The sequence below is a fragment of the Rhizobium sp. 11_C7_N12_5 genome, from assembly GCF_051811145.1.
GTDB lineage: Bacteria > Pseudomonadota > Alphaproteobacteria > Rhizobiales > Rhizobiaceae > Rhizobium > Rhizobium lusitanum.
This window is the reverse complement of record NZ_JBPWPY010000004.1, coordinates 189,181-205,172: the sequence shown is the minus strand read 5'-3', so window position 1 is coordinate 205,172 and position 15,992 is coordinate 189,181. Positions and strand designations below refer to the sequence as shown.

The 15,992-nt window shown below is 57.3% G+C and carries 9 protein-coding genes and 1 pseudogene; 7 read left to right on the top strand and 3 right to left on the bottom strand.

Going from position 1 to position 15,992, the window contains the following annotated elements:
* Positions 1 to 2: 2 nt before the first annotated feature.
* A complete protein-coding gene (locus AB8B29_RS35960) occupies positions 3 to 1,655 on the bottom strand; it encodes a transposase (RefSeq protein WP_439007280.1) in 1,653 nt (550 codons plus the stop codon).
* Positions 1,656 to 1,763: 108 nt separating this feature from the next.
* Between AB8B29_RS35960 and AB8B29_RS35955 the strand changes: the two are divergent.
* From AB8B29_RS35955 to AB8B29_RS35930, 6 genes and pseudogenes are all read left to right on the top strand, one after another.
* Positions 1,764 to 2,048 (top strand): annotated as a pseudogene (locus AB8B29_RS35955) (helix-turn-helix domain-containing protein); the annotation flags it as partial.
* 229 nt (positions 2,049 to 2,277) lie between these two features.
* Positions 2,278 to 5,235 carry an ATP-binding protein gene (locus AB8B29_RS35950; RefSeq protein ID WP_439007279.1) on the top strand — a complete coding sequence of 986 codons (2,958 nt, stop codon included), beginning with the start codon at positions 2,278 to 2,280 and terminating at the stop codon, positions 5,233 to 5,235.
* Positions 5,235 to 7,043 carry a response regulator receiver domain gene (locus tag AB8B29_RS35945; protein ID WP_439007278.1) on the top strand — a complete coding sequence of 603 codons (1,809 nt, stop codon included), beginning with the start codon at positions 5,235 to 5,237 and terminating at the stop codon, positions 7,041 to 7,043. The genes AB8B29_RS35950 and AB8B29_RS35945 overlap by 1 nt, the downstream gene beginning before the upstream one ends.
* Positions 7,044 to 7,046: 3 nt before the next feature.
* On the top strand, positions 7,047 to 8,237 hold the full coding sequence (locus AB8B29_RS35940; protein ID WP_439007277.1) for a DNA cytosine methyltransferase: 1,191 nt from the start codon (positions 7,047 to 7,049) through the stop codon (positions 8,235 to 8,237).
* Positions 8,238 to 8,262: 25 nt separating this feature from the next.
* Positions 8,263 to 8,664: a very short patch repair endonuclease gene (locus AB8B29_RS35935; protein ID WP_439007276.1), complete on the top strand. Its 402-nt coding sequence runs from the start codon at positions 8,263 to 8,265 to the stop codon at positions 8,662 to 8,664.
* A gap of 54 nt (positions 8,665 to 8,718) precedes the next feature.
* On the top strand, positions 8,719 to 9,060 hold the full coding sequence (locus AB8B29_RS35930; RefSeq protein ID WP_439007275.1) for a hypothetical protein: 342 nt from the start codon (positions 8,719 to 8,721) through the stop codon (positions 9,058 to 9,060).
* Between the two features lie 18 nt (positions 9,061 to 9,078).
* Here AB8B29_RS35930 and AB8B29_RS35925 read toward each other — a convergent pair whose 3' ends face one another.
* Positions 9,079 to 12,738, bottom strand: a complete 3,660-nt coding sequence (locus AB8B29_RS35925) for an ORC-CDC6 family AAA ATPase (RefSeq protein WP_439007274.1) — start codon at positions 12,736 to 12,738, stop codon at positions 9,079 to 9,081.
* 630 nt (positions 12,739 to 13,368) lie between these two features.
* Positions 13,369 to 14,229, bottom strand: coding sequence for a PIN domain-containing protein (locus AB8B29_RS35920; protein WP_092574829.1), 861 nt, complete (start codon positions 14,227 to 14,229; stop codon positions 13,369 to 13,371).
* 456 nt (positions 14,230 to 14,685) lie between these two features.
* Between AB8B29_RS35920 and AB8B29_RS35915 the strand changes: the two genes are divergently transcribed.
* The gene (locus tag AB8B29_RS35915) at positions 14,686 to 15,759 is read left to right on the top strand and encodes a PAS domain S-box protein (protein ID WP_092574827.1); all 1,074 of its coding nucleotides are present in this window, start codon (positions 14,686 to 14,688) and stop codon (positions 15,757 to 15,759) included.
* Positions 15,760 to 15,992 lie beyond the last annotated feature (233 nt).

Sequence of the window (15,992 nt, the reverse complement as noted above, 5' to 3'; positions counted from 1 at the left end):
GGTCACCAATCTTCGACCGGCAGCGTACGTTTCTGACGGACAGGATGGCCGGCCGTCGCCGGCTCTTGCGGCTGCATGGCTGAATGAGGCTTTACCGCCGCGGCGGCATGTGCGCTGCGAACGGCATCGCGCAATTGGCTCTTCGAAGGCTTTGCGGCCGTCACAATGCCGGCGATCTCACGGCGAAACGCCACTTGTTCGACGCTTGAGCGCTGGTTTGCCGTGCGCCGACGGGCGCGCTCCGCCTCGAACTCCCACAGCGTCAGCGACGTCAGTCGACCATCGCGCCGCTCGACAGCCCGATACTGCCGGCTTTCCGGGTCTCGGACGTAGACATGGCTGATGTCGCGGGGATCGTATCGGATCTCCAGTTTTCCAAGCCGGTCGCGTTGCGGAACGAGGACGCCAAGCCATGGTGCATAATAGTGCAAGGCGAACATGCTGATGCCTTGTGGGGACAATTGTCTCTCCGTTCCCGGCAGAAACGACAACAACACATGTTGCGGGTTGTCCTCGAAGCGCGGCAAGTCCTTGCTGTTCTGCCGCCATTCGGTGAACGGCACCTTCAGCGTCTTGGAATTTTCCTGAAGGTTGTGATCGATTACGGCCAGAGCGACGCAACGCTCCAGATCCCCAAAACTCAGTCGGGCATGCTGCCCGGCAGGATATCCGTCACGATCGGCCACCGATCGGCCGGACGACCCCGGATAGGTGGTGAGAACCGCGTTGAGCTTGCCCAGGAGGCGTTCGACCACGCCACCCTGATGTACCCGACCGCGATCACGGTAGCGGATCCGGATGCCATAGTCATCGCAGCCGCGTTGGAACGCGTGCCCCTTGAATTCTTTTGCCGAGTCCGTGACGAGCAGTCGCGGCCGACCGAACATCGGCCATGGGTGATCAAGGTTCCGTGCGGCAAGCCAGGCATCCTTCGGGCAGATGGCATGGGCGAGGCAAAGTGCGACAGACAGGACCGACGGCTTTTCCAGTGTTAGGCAGAAGCCGAGGATCGATCGCGTCGCAACGTCAGTGACGATCGTCAGATATGGTCGACCGACAAACACCCCGCTTGTGTCGACGACCTCCACGAAATTGATATCGGCCGGTGTATGGTCGATTTGACAGGCATCCAGCGGGTTCGTTGCGTGGATGTAACCCGGTCGAGGTTTCAGCCGTAGCAGGTGTTTTGGATTGGCCGATCGCTTCCTGGCGATTTCTTCGGGTCCGAACAATGCCGGAATACGCCGGGAGACAGAAACGTAGGACGGCACGGCTAAGCCGGCTTCTTCGCAGCGAGCACGGATTTCGGCAACGACGGGCGCAAGAGGCGGCGCCTCCAATACCAGCCATTGCTCGCGTAAGGTTGTGCTGATGATCGCCTCCACTTCGGCCGAAAGCCGCGAGCGCCGGGATTCGGGGATGCGTGGCAGCAACGCCGTTACCGTTCGCGCAGTGCGATAGCGTGCGAGCAGATTGTAGACTTGGCGGGTGGTCAGGCGCAATTCGGCCGCGGCTTGGGCGACGGCTTCCTGCTTCGAACCACCATCATCGAGAACCTTGTCCAGTTCGCGAGCCGCGCGGCGCGCGGCCGACCATTGCTCGTCCGAGATCGCGGCGGCCGCCTTGGGTGTTCGATCGCGCAATCGCTTTGGCAAACGGCGGCTCTCGCTGAAATCGTTAGCGGAAAATCGCCTTGTATTTATCGGCTAAACCTAACGGAGGTATGACATTTCCCGGATTGAAGTCACAAAGTAAAAGCCACACTCGCTATCGCCCACGGCCTGGTCGCGGCCGCCGAGATCGGGCTGAAGGAGCACGATCGTCTGGCGCTGGCGAAAACGATGATGGACCGAAAGTTGGAAGGACGGCGAACGTCTTCAAAACTGCCGGAGCTGATCGAGCTGGTGGTGGCGAAACCGCTGGTGTCGGCCGGGATGGTGGCGAAGACGCTGGACGTCACGCCGCAGGCGGCACGGCGGATTGTTTTGGGGCTGGGGCTCAGGGAGATGACGGGGAGGGGGAGGTTTCGGGCCTGGGGTGTGCTGTAACTTGTGTTGAAAATTGGGTAACGATCGTATGTCGATTTCAACCATTGAGGGAGCGTAACAAACAGAAAATTTGATTGCACTTTCCGGGGCAGCTCGCCTTTGAGTATGAAAACGCACTGCTTTTCACTATGCTCCGTTAACCGTTCAATGCATAATGTGGCAGAGGAAACATTGTCGCGAAATTGCCGTCGTAACCCGAGAGTTGACTGAATTGGATAAAGCCAGCGTTGTGACCAAGACCTTCGCGACTCGGGCGCGAACGATCGATCACCTCGGTCGAGAGCAGATCGCTGACGCCCCAACAGCAGTCTCCGAGCTTTGGAAGAACTCTTGGGACGCCTACGCGCGGACTGTGAATCTCCACTTGTTCAACGAGGAGCCTTCCGTCGCGGTTCTTACGGACGACGGCCACGGCATGCGGGAAGCCGACCTGTTCGGGCGGTGGCTGGTTATCGGCACCGAGAGCAAGATATCGGACACACATCCGGTTGCCTCTGCGGATCGGGGCGGGCTACCGATCAGGGCTCGCCAGGGCCAAAAAGGTATCGGCAGGTTGTCGAGCGCCAAACTCGGGTCTGTCCTCCTTCTTATCAGCAAGCACCGATCCGACAAATACGTCGCCGCCCTCCTAGACTGGCGGATGTTCGAGAATCCTTATCTGAATCTCTCCGAGGTCGCGGTTGCGAGCGGCTCCTTCGACACCAAGATTGATATCCTCAACGCCTTGCCCGCATTGGTGGACAATCTAATGGGTTCAGTTCTTGCCATGGCTGACGGCTGGCGGACTACGGAACGACCGGTGCAAGCCGCATGGAAGCGCTTCGATGACGAGTGGCGCAGCGAGGAGCCGCTGCGCGCTGGTCTCCCGCCGTCCCAGCGGATCATCCAGAGCATGAAGCGAATTCCGTTTCGGCCCGAACACCTGGAGAAATGGGACGGACCGGGAACTGCTATGTTGGTTTTCGAGCTCGACGACACTCTCAAAGCGCTTCCCTCGACGGGTGATACCGATTTAGTCAGAGCCGAGGTCATCGACCGTTTTGAGCGCACACTGTCGAACTTCGTCGATCCATATTCCACGGGCCGTAGTAGGCCGGAGTTCGACTATTCAGTCGATGTGCGGACTCCGGGGTCGGACGGCACGCGCGCCAAGATACTGGTTGGGGCCGAGAGGGCGATCGATCGTTCTCAAGTCCAGGATATGGAGCATCAGCTCGAGGGTACGGTCGGCGACGACGGAGTGTTTCGAGGACGCTTGAAGGCATTCGGCTTCTGGATCGAGGGAGCCGTCGAGTTCGAGCTGCCGAAAGGCCTTTACATGCCAGAGCGGTCCGCAACCCGTGTAGGGGCATTCGACATCTATATCGCGTCGATGGAATTCGAGCAGGAAAATTCCAGTCATGAACGAGCCGAGCACATCCGTTATCGGGCGCTGGCGGAGGATTACGCCGGGCTGATGATCTACCGCGATGGTCTACGGGTGTTGCCGTATGGGCGCGAGGACAACGACTTTTTCTCGATAGAGTACAAGCGCAGCAAGAACGCCGGACGGTACTTTTGGAACCACCGTCAGATGTTCGGCCGTATAGCGCTTACGAGACAGCACAATCCGAACCTCAAGGACAAGGCAGGTCGTGAAGGCTTTATCGACAACACCGCTGCGAAGACCTTCCGTGTTTTGGTCGGCAACATCCTCGATCAATCTGCAAGGAGGTATTTCGGCTCCGCGTCCGATATCCGCAAGCCACGAATAACCGCGAACAAGGCTAGCAATCGTGCGGAACGCGCCGAGGAGGAGGCGAAGAAGCTGCGCGAACGCGAGCGCAAAATGTTCCAGGCCGAGCTCGAGCGTGCCGAACAGAATTTGCCGCCGCTTCTCACCGAAATAAATCGCGAACTCCAGGGATTTGTCCTCACGGAGGATGATCAAGTCGTTGCGGCTGCCGGTCGCATATCAGACTGGAGGAGCTCGCTTGCCGACACCAGTGTCCGACCGCAACCGTCGGGTTCCGCCCGCTTCACCAGCAGATATCAGGCTGCACGGAACAATGCCGACACGGTCTCCGAGCTGATTTCGACGTATGAGACGAAATTCCGTAAGGCACTCGAAGAATTTCAAGCGGCGGAGCCCGCGCGGCTCCTCGACAAGCAGATCAGGCAATCGGCCGACGCGGTGCGGCAGCAGGTCGAGCAATTCCAATCGAACATTGTCGGGCTGCAGCGAGAGCAATACGACCTCGTCCGCACCTTGGCACAGTCGAGGATCGCGGACTTCGGGAAGGATGCCGACGCGGTCGTCGCAAAGGTTTCGGCGAAGCTGGTTGACGTCGGCTCGGCTATCAGTCTTCTGGCTCAGTTGCGAGATAACTGGATTTCGGAGAACCGGCAAATCTTCGGCATTTACGTGTCCGCGCTGGAGAATGTGAAGGCGGAGATCGACCTAGAGACGCTTGCAAGCGTTCAAAATCAAGACCTTCGAGAAGCCTCTGCGGAGCTTGATCGCCTAACTGCACTAGCTCAACTGGGTATTGCTGTCGAGATCGCCGCGCATGATCTTCAGGAATTCGACGAAATGGCGACTGCGGGCCTCAATTCGCTGCCCGAAGACATACGAAAAGCGCCGCAAGTCAGGGACATCCGACTAGGCATCGAAGGCCTAACGGATCAGCTGCGTTTTCTCTCGCCGCTTCGCCTGTCGGGCGATCGCCTGCAGAGATGGATTACGGGTGTGGAGATCGCCGAGTTCATCCGGCAATTCTTCGCGCCGAAGCTAGCCGAGTCGGGAATACGGTTCAGGGCGACGGACGAATTTCTGTCGGTGAGGCTTTACGAGAGGCCCGCTCGCATATTCCCGGTCTTTATGAATCTGGTGAACAACAGCGTCTACTGGGTGGCGACGGTGGCAAGGCCCACGCGTGAAATCCTATTCGACGTCGTCGGCAACGAGGTCGTGATCGCGGATAGCGGACCCGGTGTTTCCGAGGAGGATACCTCCCAGATATTCCGGCTGTTCTTCACACGTAAAGAGCGATCGGGTCGAGGAGTTGGGCTTTATCTGGCGAGGGCAAACCTAGCTGCTGGCGGGCATTCGATCCGGTACAAGACGGCGGAAGACCCGCCAACGCTTTCGGGCGCGGCGTTTTATATTGAGTTTCGGGATGCGGATCTGGGGCCGCAGGGGGAATAATGGAAAAGAGCTACAGCGACCTCATTACCGAGGCGTTCATAGAGCCTATACGGTCTGTCCTGATTGTGGACGACGATTACCCGACCCTGCACGAGATACTGCTCGACGACGCCGTTCGCGAAGAAAAGCACGGCCATAAGAATTGGAAAGAGAACCGTGCGAGGATACGGTCGGTGATCGAAGAGTTCAGGCGGCCTAAGGCCCCATACTTGCTCGATATCCACGACGGCACCTCACCGAGTGAGGAGACTGACGAGCGGCAAGTTCACACACTGCATCAAACCGATCTTCTGATATTGGATTATCAGCTCGATAAATCCAGAGAGGGCGACGGCTCCAAGGCGGTCCGGATCGCTCGCGAGGCGCTAGCCAACAAACACTTCAACCTAATCCTCGTTCACACTCAGGAGCCTCTTGATCGGGTATTCAAGGAATTTGTTATCGGTCTTTCGGTTGCGCGCCACGGGGCGCTGCCAGATTCGCTTCCCGAAAACCTCCAGAAGTTTCTCGATCATCATGAGGATGATCTTCTGAAGGCGGTTCAGGATAGTCAGTACATCTGGACCACGCTGCTCGAGAACCGCCCAGACGATAAACTGAGACGAGCTGTGCAGGCAGGCAACTCGCCATGGGGTGACGTAAAGGCCGTATTGGAGAAATCCGGCCTGCGCCGCGCCGAATGGCCCTGCGCAGTGAAATACGCCTTGCAAGTCTTTGAGCAAGAAAACGCGAAGATGTTTTCCACGGAAGACCTGGGCGTATCATTTTGGGGCCAGGAACCTGTCATGTTTATCAGAGGTGCCCGTGGGTTCATTGCCTTTAAAGATAAAAAGGAGGGCGGCGAGCTGTTACCGACGGTGCAGAAGGCGTTGAGCGCTTGGAATCCCCGTCCTCCGCGGCTGATGTTGACAAAACTCCGGGCCGAAATGAACGAACGCGGCATCGAAGTTCAGGACGATGCGTTGGGCGAACCTGACGTGGGCGCAATCTGGTATCACCGAGTGCTTAAAGCGGATGAGCAAAACCTCGACTCGATCGTCAACAGCACGGTCCGAAACCACGCCGAACAACTTTTGGACAAGTTGCTTCCAAACGTCAGCACATTCGCCAAAGAAATTCGACTTGTCGATCAAGCGCTTATAGACCAGGGTGCCGATCCGTTCGATGTCGTGAAGTCGCACTTCAAGGTCGATCTCAAGAATGCTGAGGTGCTTACCAAAGCGCGCATGGGGCATAATGCGTTTGTAGGAAGCAAGCCGGCAAAAAGTCCTCATCTTGAACTCGGGCATGTTCTAAGAATAAATCAGGATTACTGGCTCTGCTTGACCCCCGCATGCGACATGGTGCCGAAGGTCAATCGAGGTCGGCCATGGGACCGAATGGACGGCATCAAACGGTTCACTGCTCTTAAGCTTTTGAAAAAGCAAAACGATAAGGACGCGATTGTTGCCGCAACAAAGGGCGGACAGATTTTCGCGAATATCCTCGACGATGACGGCACGTCGAAAAGAGTGGCGTTCTCGGCCGCCGAAAATCCTGGATCATCGCCCGCTTGGATGATGATGTATGTCCAAAACGATGGGTACCTGCCTCACGAAAACGCTCCTCGCTGCACAGTCAGCTACGTGTCGGCGCCGAACGACCAAAAATCCTCGCAACTTGAGATGAAGCATGCGGATGCAACCGTCTGCGGGATGCTGCGGTATGAGTATGCATTGGAAATCCAATCAAGGTTCATCACTTCACAGTCGAGGATCGGACTAGATTTCGTAGACGATCGCGATGCCAATTCGCAGGTGGAGGACTAAGTCTTGGACTTCCCGCCTCAGGCCGCCGCCAAGCACGCAACTGCGCGTCATGGTAAGGTGAAGAGTACCGCAATCGCCCCGCCGACCGCGATCCCTCTTTGTGTCGACCTTTTCGCCGGCGCTGGCGGCTTCTCGCTCGGAGCTATCAAGGCGGGTTTCGAGGTGCGCGCGGCGATCGAGCATTCCAAGCACGCAGCCGCCACCTACCGCAAGCAGATCCGCAATGGCAGCGGCAGGAAAGTGGCGGTCTTCGAGGAGAATATTCTCGAACTCGATCCGTTTGACGTCATGAACGAGGCAGGGTTGATCGAGGGACAATGCGACCTGCTGCTTGGTGGTCCGCCGTGTCAGGGGTTCTCATCGCATCGCTTGGGAGACACGGGAGTCGACGACCCGCGGAATGCTCTCGTGCTGCGCTATTTCGCTTTCGTCCGCGCCATTCGGCCAGAAATGTTCCTGCTCGAAAACGTGCCGGGTATGCTTCAACCCAAGCATGCGGATTACCTGCAGACGTTCCTCAACTCCGCACGCGCGCAAGGATACGAGGTTTTCGATCCCATCGTGGTCAACGCCCAGAACTATGGTGTCCCGCAAAGTAGAAAACGCGTGTTCATCCTCGGATATGATCCCAAGCGGTTGGAGTTCGACTTGGATTGGCCGCCTCGTGCCACACATGGCGATCCGGCAAAGCTCTCCCCATCCGACGAACGACTTGCCTGGCGAACGGCCGCGGACGCCTTTGTGGGCGCTCTGGCAGGGGACCCGAACAACGTTCATATGTCTCATTCTGTCGGGTTGATCGAAACGTTCAGAAGCACGCCTCCAAACGGCGGGTCCCGACACCAATCCAACCGTGTTCTGGCCTGCCATGCGGAGCATGACGGTCATCGCGACGTCTACGGCCGGATAGATCCATCAAAACCGGCCCCCACCATGACGACCGCGTGCATCAATCCGTCAAAAGGTCGCTTTGTGCATCCGACGGAGCACCATGGGATCACGGCGCGGCAAGCCGCGCGCCTCCAGACCTTCCCGGACGATTTCGTGTTCGAGGGCGGTTTGATGGCTGCAGGAATGCAGATCGGCAACGCTGTCCCGGTTCAGCTTGCGCGCTCTCTGTGTGAGCATCTCCGGCGGCCAATCGAAGAGGCGGCGCATAGAGACATGAAATCGGCGCATTCGAAGCGCGTCTGATCCCCATTGATGAGGAGGAGAGGACATGGTCGACAAGCTCAGCCAATCCGATCGCTCTCGGTTGATGGGACGTGTTCGGTCGAAAGATACCAAGCCGGAAATGGCGGTTCGCAGATGCGCCCATCGGCTTGGTTATCGCTTTCGGCTTCACCGCAAGGATCTCCCCGGAAATCCCGACATCGTTTTTCCGGGAAAGCGGAAGGTCATCTTCGTTCACGGATGCCTGTGGCATTTGCATAACTGCAAGCGCGCGCAAATACCTCAGTCGAACACCGAGTTCTGGGAAGCAAAACTTCGACGTAACGCCGAGCGCGACGCTCGCGCCATCGAGAATCTTCAGAAGGACGGCTGGTCTGTCCTTGTTATTTGGGAGTGCGAAGCACGCAGCGATGATAGTATCGCTGAACAGCTACACGGTTTCCTGTGACGCAGAGTTCTGCTGCTGTATATCTCGCTATTTGTAACTAGAGGAGGCGCACCGATGGATGCAAACTTGCCGGACGGCATCTATTTTTTCATCGACCAAGGCTTGCCGCTGGCGGAATTGGCGATGATCGAGGTTCCCCTGGATCTCGAGACATTGCTCCGTACAAAAGCGGCCGCAAATGGAACCGATCTCATTCGTAGGGAGCCGGTGGAGCTCACTTGCCAGTCAGGGGCGTATGGCGATGCCACCTTTCTCTTCTACAAGACGCACGAGCAAGATAGACTGCATATGCTGGCGCCGAAGCGCTTCAGCACTGGAACTGCCGATGCTTGGTTAGCGGATCGGGGGGCAGCGAGCGTGGCGCTACATCGGGAAGCTACCGCGATCGATCCCTGAGCCCGTATTGCGCGCCAGTCAGCCGCACCTGAGCGCGTTGGCTGAACCCGGCAGATTGTAGTAATAAGAATCTCCGGTCCCTTGCGTGAACCCGTTTACGTCGAACTTTGCCGGTTCGAGATACCAGACTTCGTTGACCGGCAGGAGAGCGCTCACGATCGCCGCGGCGGTCGCCTGAATCTTGTTTCCGGTGAGTCCGAGTTCGAAGTTCAGGCCACCCTTTACATACCATTGCTGGTGTCGGCTCCAAAGAATCCTGAGGACGGCCTCCAGATCCACCGCATCGGCCGCCACGATCTCGCCTGCACGGCACTCTTCCAGAGCCACGGTCGCGGCCATCTCGGCCACTTTCGCGCGCGCAGTATCCGCTTGATCGACCATAATTTCCACGAAGTCGTATTCGCGCTGTTCGATAAGCCGAAGTATGCGTTCGTGCTTTGCCGAGGCGAATGCGCAAAGGCCTCGACTCCGAGTCCCGTCTGTCTCCGTCGTCAAAAGCGAGTGCGACTTATACGGACCTTGTTCTCCCGTGAGGACATGCTTCAAGGCCGCAAGGGTATCGTGTCGGTTATAGGAAGCGTGTGCCTCGAGTACCGCTGTAAGATCGCTTTCCCGAGGCGAGTACACGCCAGCAGCCGTGTATGCCAAGGTCGATCTTGAACCGTTCCGCACAGCTTGACGTACGACGTTGAAGAGCGCTGGCTTCGCCAGGCCGGTGATGTCGATCGCCAACTCCCCAACAATACCTGGCAAATCTCCTTTTTTGACGGCCGCGTACGAAGTCTGCTCCACCGCGATGCCCATCGATCGCGCATGCTCGAGCATACGGTCGGCGTAGCCTTGGTTCTCATATCGCATGGCTAGGATCTTCGAAGGTCTCGTTCGTTCCAGCAGTCGCTCGAACGAAACGGCTGTGCGCTCCTCAAAGCCGAGACCAACCACCAGTGTATCGACATGCGCTGGCAGACTACTGCCCGTCAATCTCGATACTGTGGGAATCGCAATCGGCGATTTTCCGAAGCTCGGTGCGCGGGAGCTCGTCGTGGCCGGCGCGCCGTGCTCGAGCAGCATCAGCTGTACAGGTTGCGACCGTTCAAATTTCCGCGGTTTGGCCTCCGCCGTTTCCTCGACCGCGGCGCCGTGCTCTTCGTCGAATTCTTGTTTCGCCAGATTTTTGACGAGTAGCTCTCTACCTTGAGCCGGACGCGCCAACCATTCCTGCAAGCCGTCGCCGGATAACTCGAAGCGGTCTCGTTCGGACAAACCGATGAAGTTTACGAGGCCGTATATCTTTCGATACGTTAGCTGAAACTGTTGCGTGGGGTTGGAGTCACGGGTTTTCGTCCGCGGCGCGGCCCCGGTGAAAACGAACACCCCAGCGTCTACCAGATCGCGTAGCCTCTTCATCTGCTCTTCCACATCGCCGGATGTGATCCGGATGTAGATCGAGTTGTACTGCCTAAGCCTTTTCGAGGCAGGATCTTTGCCCGACTGTATGAGCAGCTGATACGAGGCCTCGGCGAAGCTCATGGCAACGGCCTTGAGGTCACTGCCGCGGCGATCCAGATGATACAGGTAACGCGCGCAGAAGTCCTGAAAGGCATCATTCTGGATCTGCGGCGGGACGGGCAGTGCCTTACCGCGTCGTGCCAAGATCTGCTGATAGATTTGAATCACGCTCCCGATGTCTCCGACACAGACACCCGCAAGAGCGCTTAGGCCCCAATACAGCCTCTTGCGATCTGTCGAGGTCGGCTGTGACGACACGATAGTCCTCGCGATCGACTCCAGATCGATATCGCCGAGCACATCCCTCGGTTCCGCGCTGGGATGCCCGGAGTAGAACTTTGCTCGGGCCCGAAGCACGTTATTGATGAAAGCCTTGCCGCCGCCGGGCCGTTTCAGGGTCTCATAAACCTCAGCGCCGAGATCGAAGGTCTGGAAATCTCGGCCCGCGGACGCGGGGTGGAGCTGACCCGGCGATTTGAGGGTGAGGAAAATCGTCTGGGCTTCCGAAGTAAGTTTGAATGCACAGATCGGATGCTGGAAGATGAGGGCCGAAAGGAGTTCTTCGATCTTGTTGCTGTCGAGATAACGCGTCGAGACGTCGTCAAGCAGGAAGAGAACCTGGGAGCCTTGCCAAATGGGCGATGACTTCCGGACGGCTTCGGCGAGATGCGGAAACGCGGTCGCGGGCGTGGTGGCGAGTTCGAACAAGCTGTCGTTTCGGCTCATACGGACAAGCAGATCGATAAGGTACCTCTCGAGCTGCTCGATCGTCGCCGGCTCCGCAACCGGTATCGCCGGAGAGATCACGTCGGCGACGGCCTTTGCAACTATCGAGGGCGCATCGGGTGCGATCGACGCGCCGTTTAGATCGGAAAGATGCGCGATCGCTCGTGCGGCCGCGGCCGCATAAGCAACCAAAAGCCGGGCATTGAGCATCGCAGCTGAAGGCTCCTTTGCACTGCTTCCGACAGGGATGAGGCGCTGCGCGGAAACAAACAGCCCGACATATCCGTCACTGGATATTCGCTTGAGCGCCTGCGCGTCCGACTCCTGCACACGCAATGTGGCTCGGGCGTGGAACTGCACGGACTGGAGAAGCATCGTCTTGCCGCAACCGCGCATCCCGGTCATGATAAGAGGCCCCGGCGCACTTACGCGCTTGATCCAATTGCCATCGGGATCGACGAGCAGCTCCGGCACGTACCAAGCATCCATCGTCTGGGCGTTGAAGGATTCCTCGAAGCGACGAAGCACCAAATTGTTGCGCCAGGGTCGCCAGGGCTGCGCAACCAGATGATACTCGTCGGTGATCAGCCTGACCATATCCTCTGCCGACGGCGGGCGTTGGTTTTCAATGGCTCCCGTAAGTGACTGAGCGATCGACAACAGCTTCAACGCTATCCGTTTTTCGAGGTCGGCGGTGTTGTCGCCGCCTTCCAAAAGTTGGAATGCCATTTTCGTGATGTGGTCGACTATCCAGTGGAGGTCACCGACATAACCGCCTCCCGAACGTCGGTCTTCGGCAACCGATCCCAGGTCGATCGCCATAGCGCGAATTGCGGGCTCGACCGCGTCGCCTCGTCGCCAAGACGCCTTCGGAAGGCGTTGGACCACGATGTTCGCGGCATGAAGGTCGTTATGGTTTTTGAGCCGGACCTCGAATTCCTCTCGCATTCGGAACAGGTCGCAAGCTATCTGCGCCGCCTCCGAAGCGCTCAGGGGCTCCGATCCGTTCAGGTAAGCTTGCAAAGGCTCACCGTCGAGATATTGCAATTCGGCGACGTGGCACGGTATCGTAAGGTCGCCGAAGGTAATGTCGGCTTCGAACAGGTCTTCCACGCCGACAATAAACTCGGAGCCTTCCGCGACCTCGGAGTGACGCGCCACCTCGTCTTCAAACGATTTGTTGAAGTGGCTGTACATCGCCTTTGGCGAGACTTTTAGGACTCTTTGCGCGCGCACCGCGCCCTGTCGCTTTGCGACAAACGCTGCGCCGTAGAAGCCGCGTCCAAGCGATCGCTGGACCTCGAACTTGCCGATCGACTTGGGAACATCGAATAGGGGAAATCCATAAGTGTAGCCGCAATCCGGGCAGCGATCTTCCAGCGCTTTAAGTTCTAGATCCGGCTTGGGGCAATTGAAGCAGCAAAAACGTCCGAGTTCAGGCAATTTCTTCTCCGGTCAAATCGGGCTTGACGATTCCGTTACGTCCTGCCCCGGAAGGAGTACTCAACCAAGTTTGTATGCGAATCGGATTGGTCGCCCCGGTCTGGCCTATCATGATTAGAGACCTTGCGAGTTCGAAGCAATCAGAGTGAGACGACTATTGGACGAATCGACAATTACCGGAGCCACTTATTGTAGCGGCGAGATACGCTGACGCTTAAAATAGAGCGCCGCCGACGCGCTGACAGTAACTTAGACGCAAGACTGATCCTGGCTCGGTCCGCTTCTTCATTCTTGCAGAAGTTGGCTATGCAACCACACACGTGATCGTGCCGCATGCCGCCGATTGACCTATGACGGAAGCAACTCAAAATTTCGTCCCCGACCTAAAGATACTCCCTCCAGAAATCGATATCGTCTGCTTCAAGACCAAGACGGTGTCAACGCCGGAGTAAATTCAAGCAAATTGGCGGAGCAAAGCCAGGCGACTTGCGGCGCTCGCATGGGACCCGCGGTAGCGCGAAGCGCGAGCGGGGGCATGCGGGCGAAGCGATCGGGCAGCGCGCCGTAAGACGCTCGGACCCAAGGTTCTGTCCATTCGTCAAAACGAAGATTGCTGGCTGAACCTGATCGTCAGCCCTTCCGGAAGACTGATTTCCAGAAGCCGTTCCATCTCGTTCCTTCTAAGCCTTTGCCGACGTTATCCATCCCCCGAACAATAACGTACAAGCTACCTGCAATCTGCAGAGCCGACTTTTGGTCGAGCGCGGAATAGTCGAAACTGGGAAGGAAAACAGCGATTGCACCAAAGACACCAAACGAGAATTCGGCGATACCATATGTTAGCCTAAAGCGTTCCCGTAGCCAAAATAATAAGACCCCAAGAACTGGTATCCCTACCACGGTCGCGACGGCTGGAAGGTATTTGGTAAACGCTACAAAATTCCAAGCGTAGTAAGCACCCGCTGCGGCGCAAACCACTGCCGCAATAACGCTCCGCCAGACATAAGCGTTATCCGCCGAGACGACTCTACGGACGGTCTCTTCGGTTTGTGGGTCCGGCGGTATCTCCCGAAGCAAGGCAATCACATCGACTGGGGATTGGGATTGAATGCCGATCTTGGTCAACGCTGCACGCAAAGGCTGGTCGGCAGTCACAACCTCGACCTTAGCCGCACTGCGATCGGCTAAGTGTTTTGCAATCGCTGCGATTTCGATATCAGCCGTATCAAGTCGGAAGGAACTGTCTAGAAGCTCAGACGGCATAGGCGTTTCAGGGTCGAGACCAATCTGGCGTGCGCCTTTGGATATCAGTCGATTGATGATAGCCAACAACTCCTCGCGGCCACCTCGGTCTCGGCGGAAAAAAAGTTCTCGCAGGACCGGGGACGGAAACACGAGTCGTGACGGCTCGACTCTCGCCATAATTTCTGGGTTACGGACAATGACATTGGTGTCGAGGACGTAGATGGTTTCGGTCTCTTGTGCGCGCATCGTCGTTTGCCCTTATCGATTGCTAGCGCAAAGAGCATTTGAAGCTTGAGCGTAACTGATGATTGCGGTGCGTTGCACTTCAGCCACCGCGCTGCTCGCGAGATCAAATATTATAAACATAAACAACCTCTTAGGACTTCAGCGGAGCGCACGCCATTGGTTCGAGTCCCTTCAAGGCGGTCACCTTCAACCCTGGCCAACTCATTTCTTCGAGACGGCGTTCGCCTTGGGGTCACCGTGGCATATATAAGACATAAGCGGCCCAAGGATCGAACGACCGCATTCGCTGTTAAACGTGCTGGCTATCCGGGAGGAGGGTTTACTTACAGCGCCCGACAAGCTTTTGTAGCTGCGCAGTGAGGCCCCGGCGTTATTGCGAGCGAAAGAAGCTATGTTCTATAGTGGCCCGCTGATACATTGTTTCCAGTTCTGAACTACCGTGCGGGGTGGGTCAAAATGTCAGTTTCTAGTGGTGAGGGGCAATCAAGATTTGCCCAAGGTCGGCTTGCCGACCCAAAATCTGTTGGGAAACCGGTCCAGCCTGAACATGATGCGGCCGCTTTCCTCGCCGCGATCGTGGAATCCTCGGAAGACGCGATTGTCAGCAAAAGTCTCTCCGGAATCATCACGACCTGGAACAAGGGCGCGGAACGCCTTTTTGGTTACACGGCAGAAGAGGCGATCGGCCAGCCGATCACAATAGTTATCCCCGACGACAGGCTCGACGAGGAGCCCGCAATCCTGGCCCGAATCCGTGCAGGTGAACGTGTTGACCATTTCGAGACGGTACGAAGGCACAAGGACGGCAGCTTGATCGATATATCGCTTACCATCTCGCCAATAGGGGATGGCAACGGAAAGGTTATCGGCGCCTCGAAGATCGCCAGAAACATATCCGAAAGAAAGCGGGCCGCCGAGCACCAGGAACTTCTCCTCCGCGAGATGCATCATCGCGTGAAGAACCTATTCGCCATAACAAGCGGCCTCATTGGTCTTGCAGCGAGGTCGGCGCAAACGCCCGCCGATTTGGCCACGCGCATGAGGGACAGGTTGATGGCTCTGTCGCGGGCGCACGAGATGACGCTGCCTGCACTGGGCCACCAGGATAGGGTCGGCGACAGGCAGGCTACTCTGTTTCAGCTTTTGTCGAATATTCTCGCGCCCTATGGCCAGGAGGGCTCAGATCAGTGGCAGCTCTACGGACGCGATGTCGAGATCAGCCGCGAGAAAATCACCAACCTCGCGCTTCTATTCCACGAATTCGCGACGAACGCGGCAAAATATGGCGCGCTATCAATTGAAGATGGAAGATTGTCCATCACGGTTACGATCGAAGGAGAGGCTGTCAACATCGTCTGGCTAGAGAGTAATTCGCCTCCACAGGATGGAGCCGAGCGTGGCGCGACTGGTTTCGGGGCCAGGCTTGAGCAGATAATGGGACAGAGCCTGAATCTGAACATCACGCGCGAATGGCTACCCGATGGGCTCTGCATCCGCCTGTCGGCGCCCTTCGATGCCATCGGCGGGTAGCGCTTATTTTGGTATAAACAATTGCTTTGGGCGTCTGTTGGCATTCAACGGTTCGCATCCGGCCTTTGCCTGGGGATTGCGCCGCTCATTGACCGCATCCCTCCAACCGGTGGGCAAATCACCAACCGGGCGGGATTATATTCCGAAGCGAGCTTCCGCGCTATTTTGCTGCGCTCGCCCGATCTAAATGCCTTTTGTAGTGTCGTTCTCCCTTGTCACAACCGAAACACTAC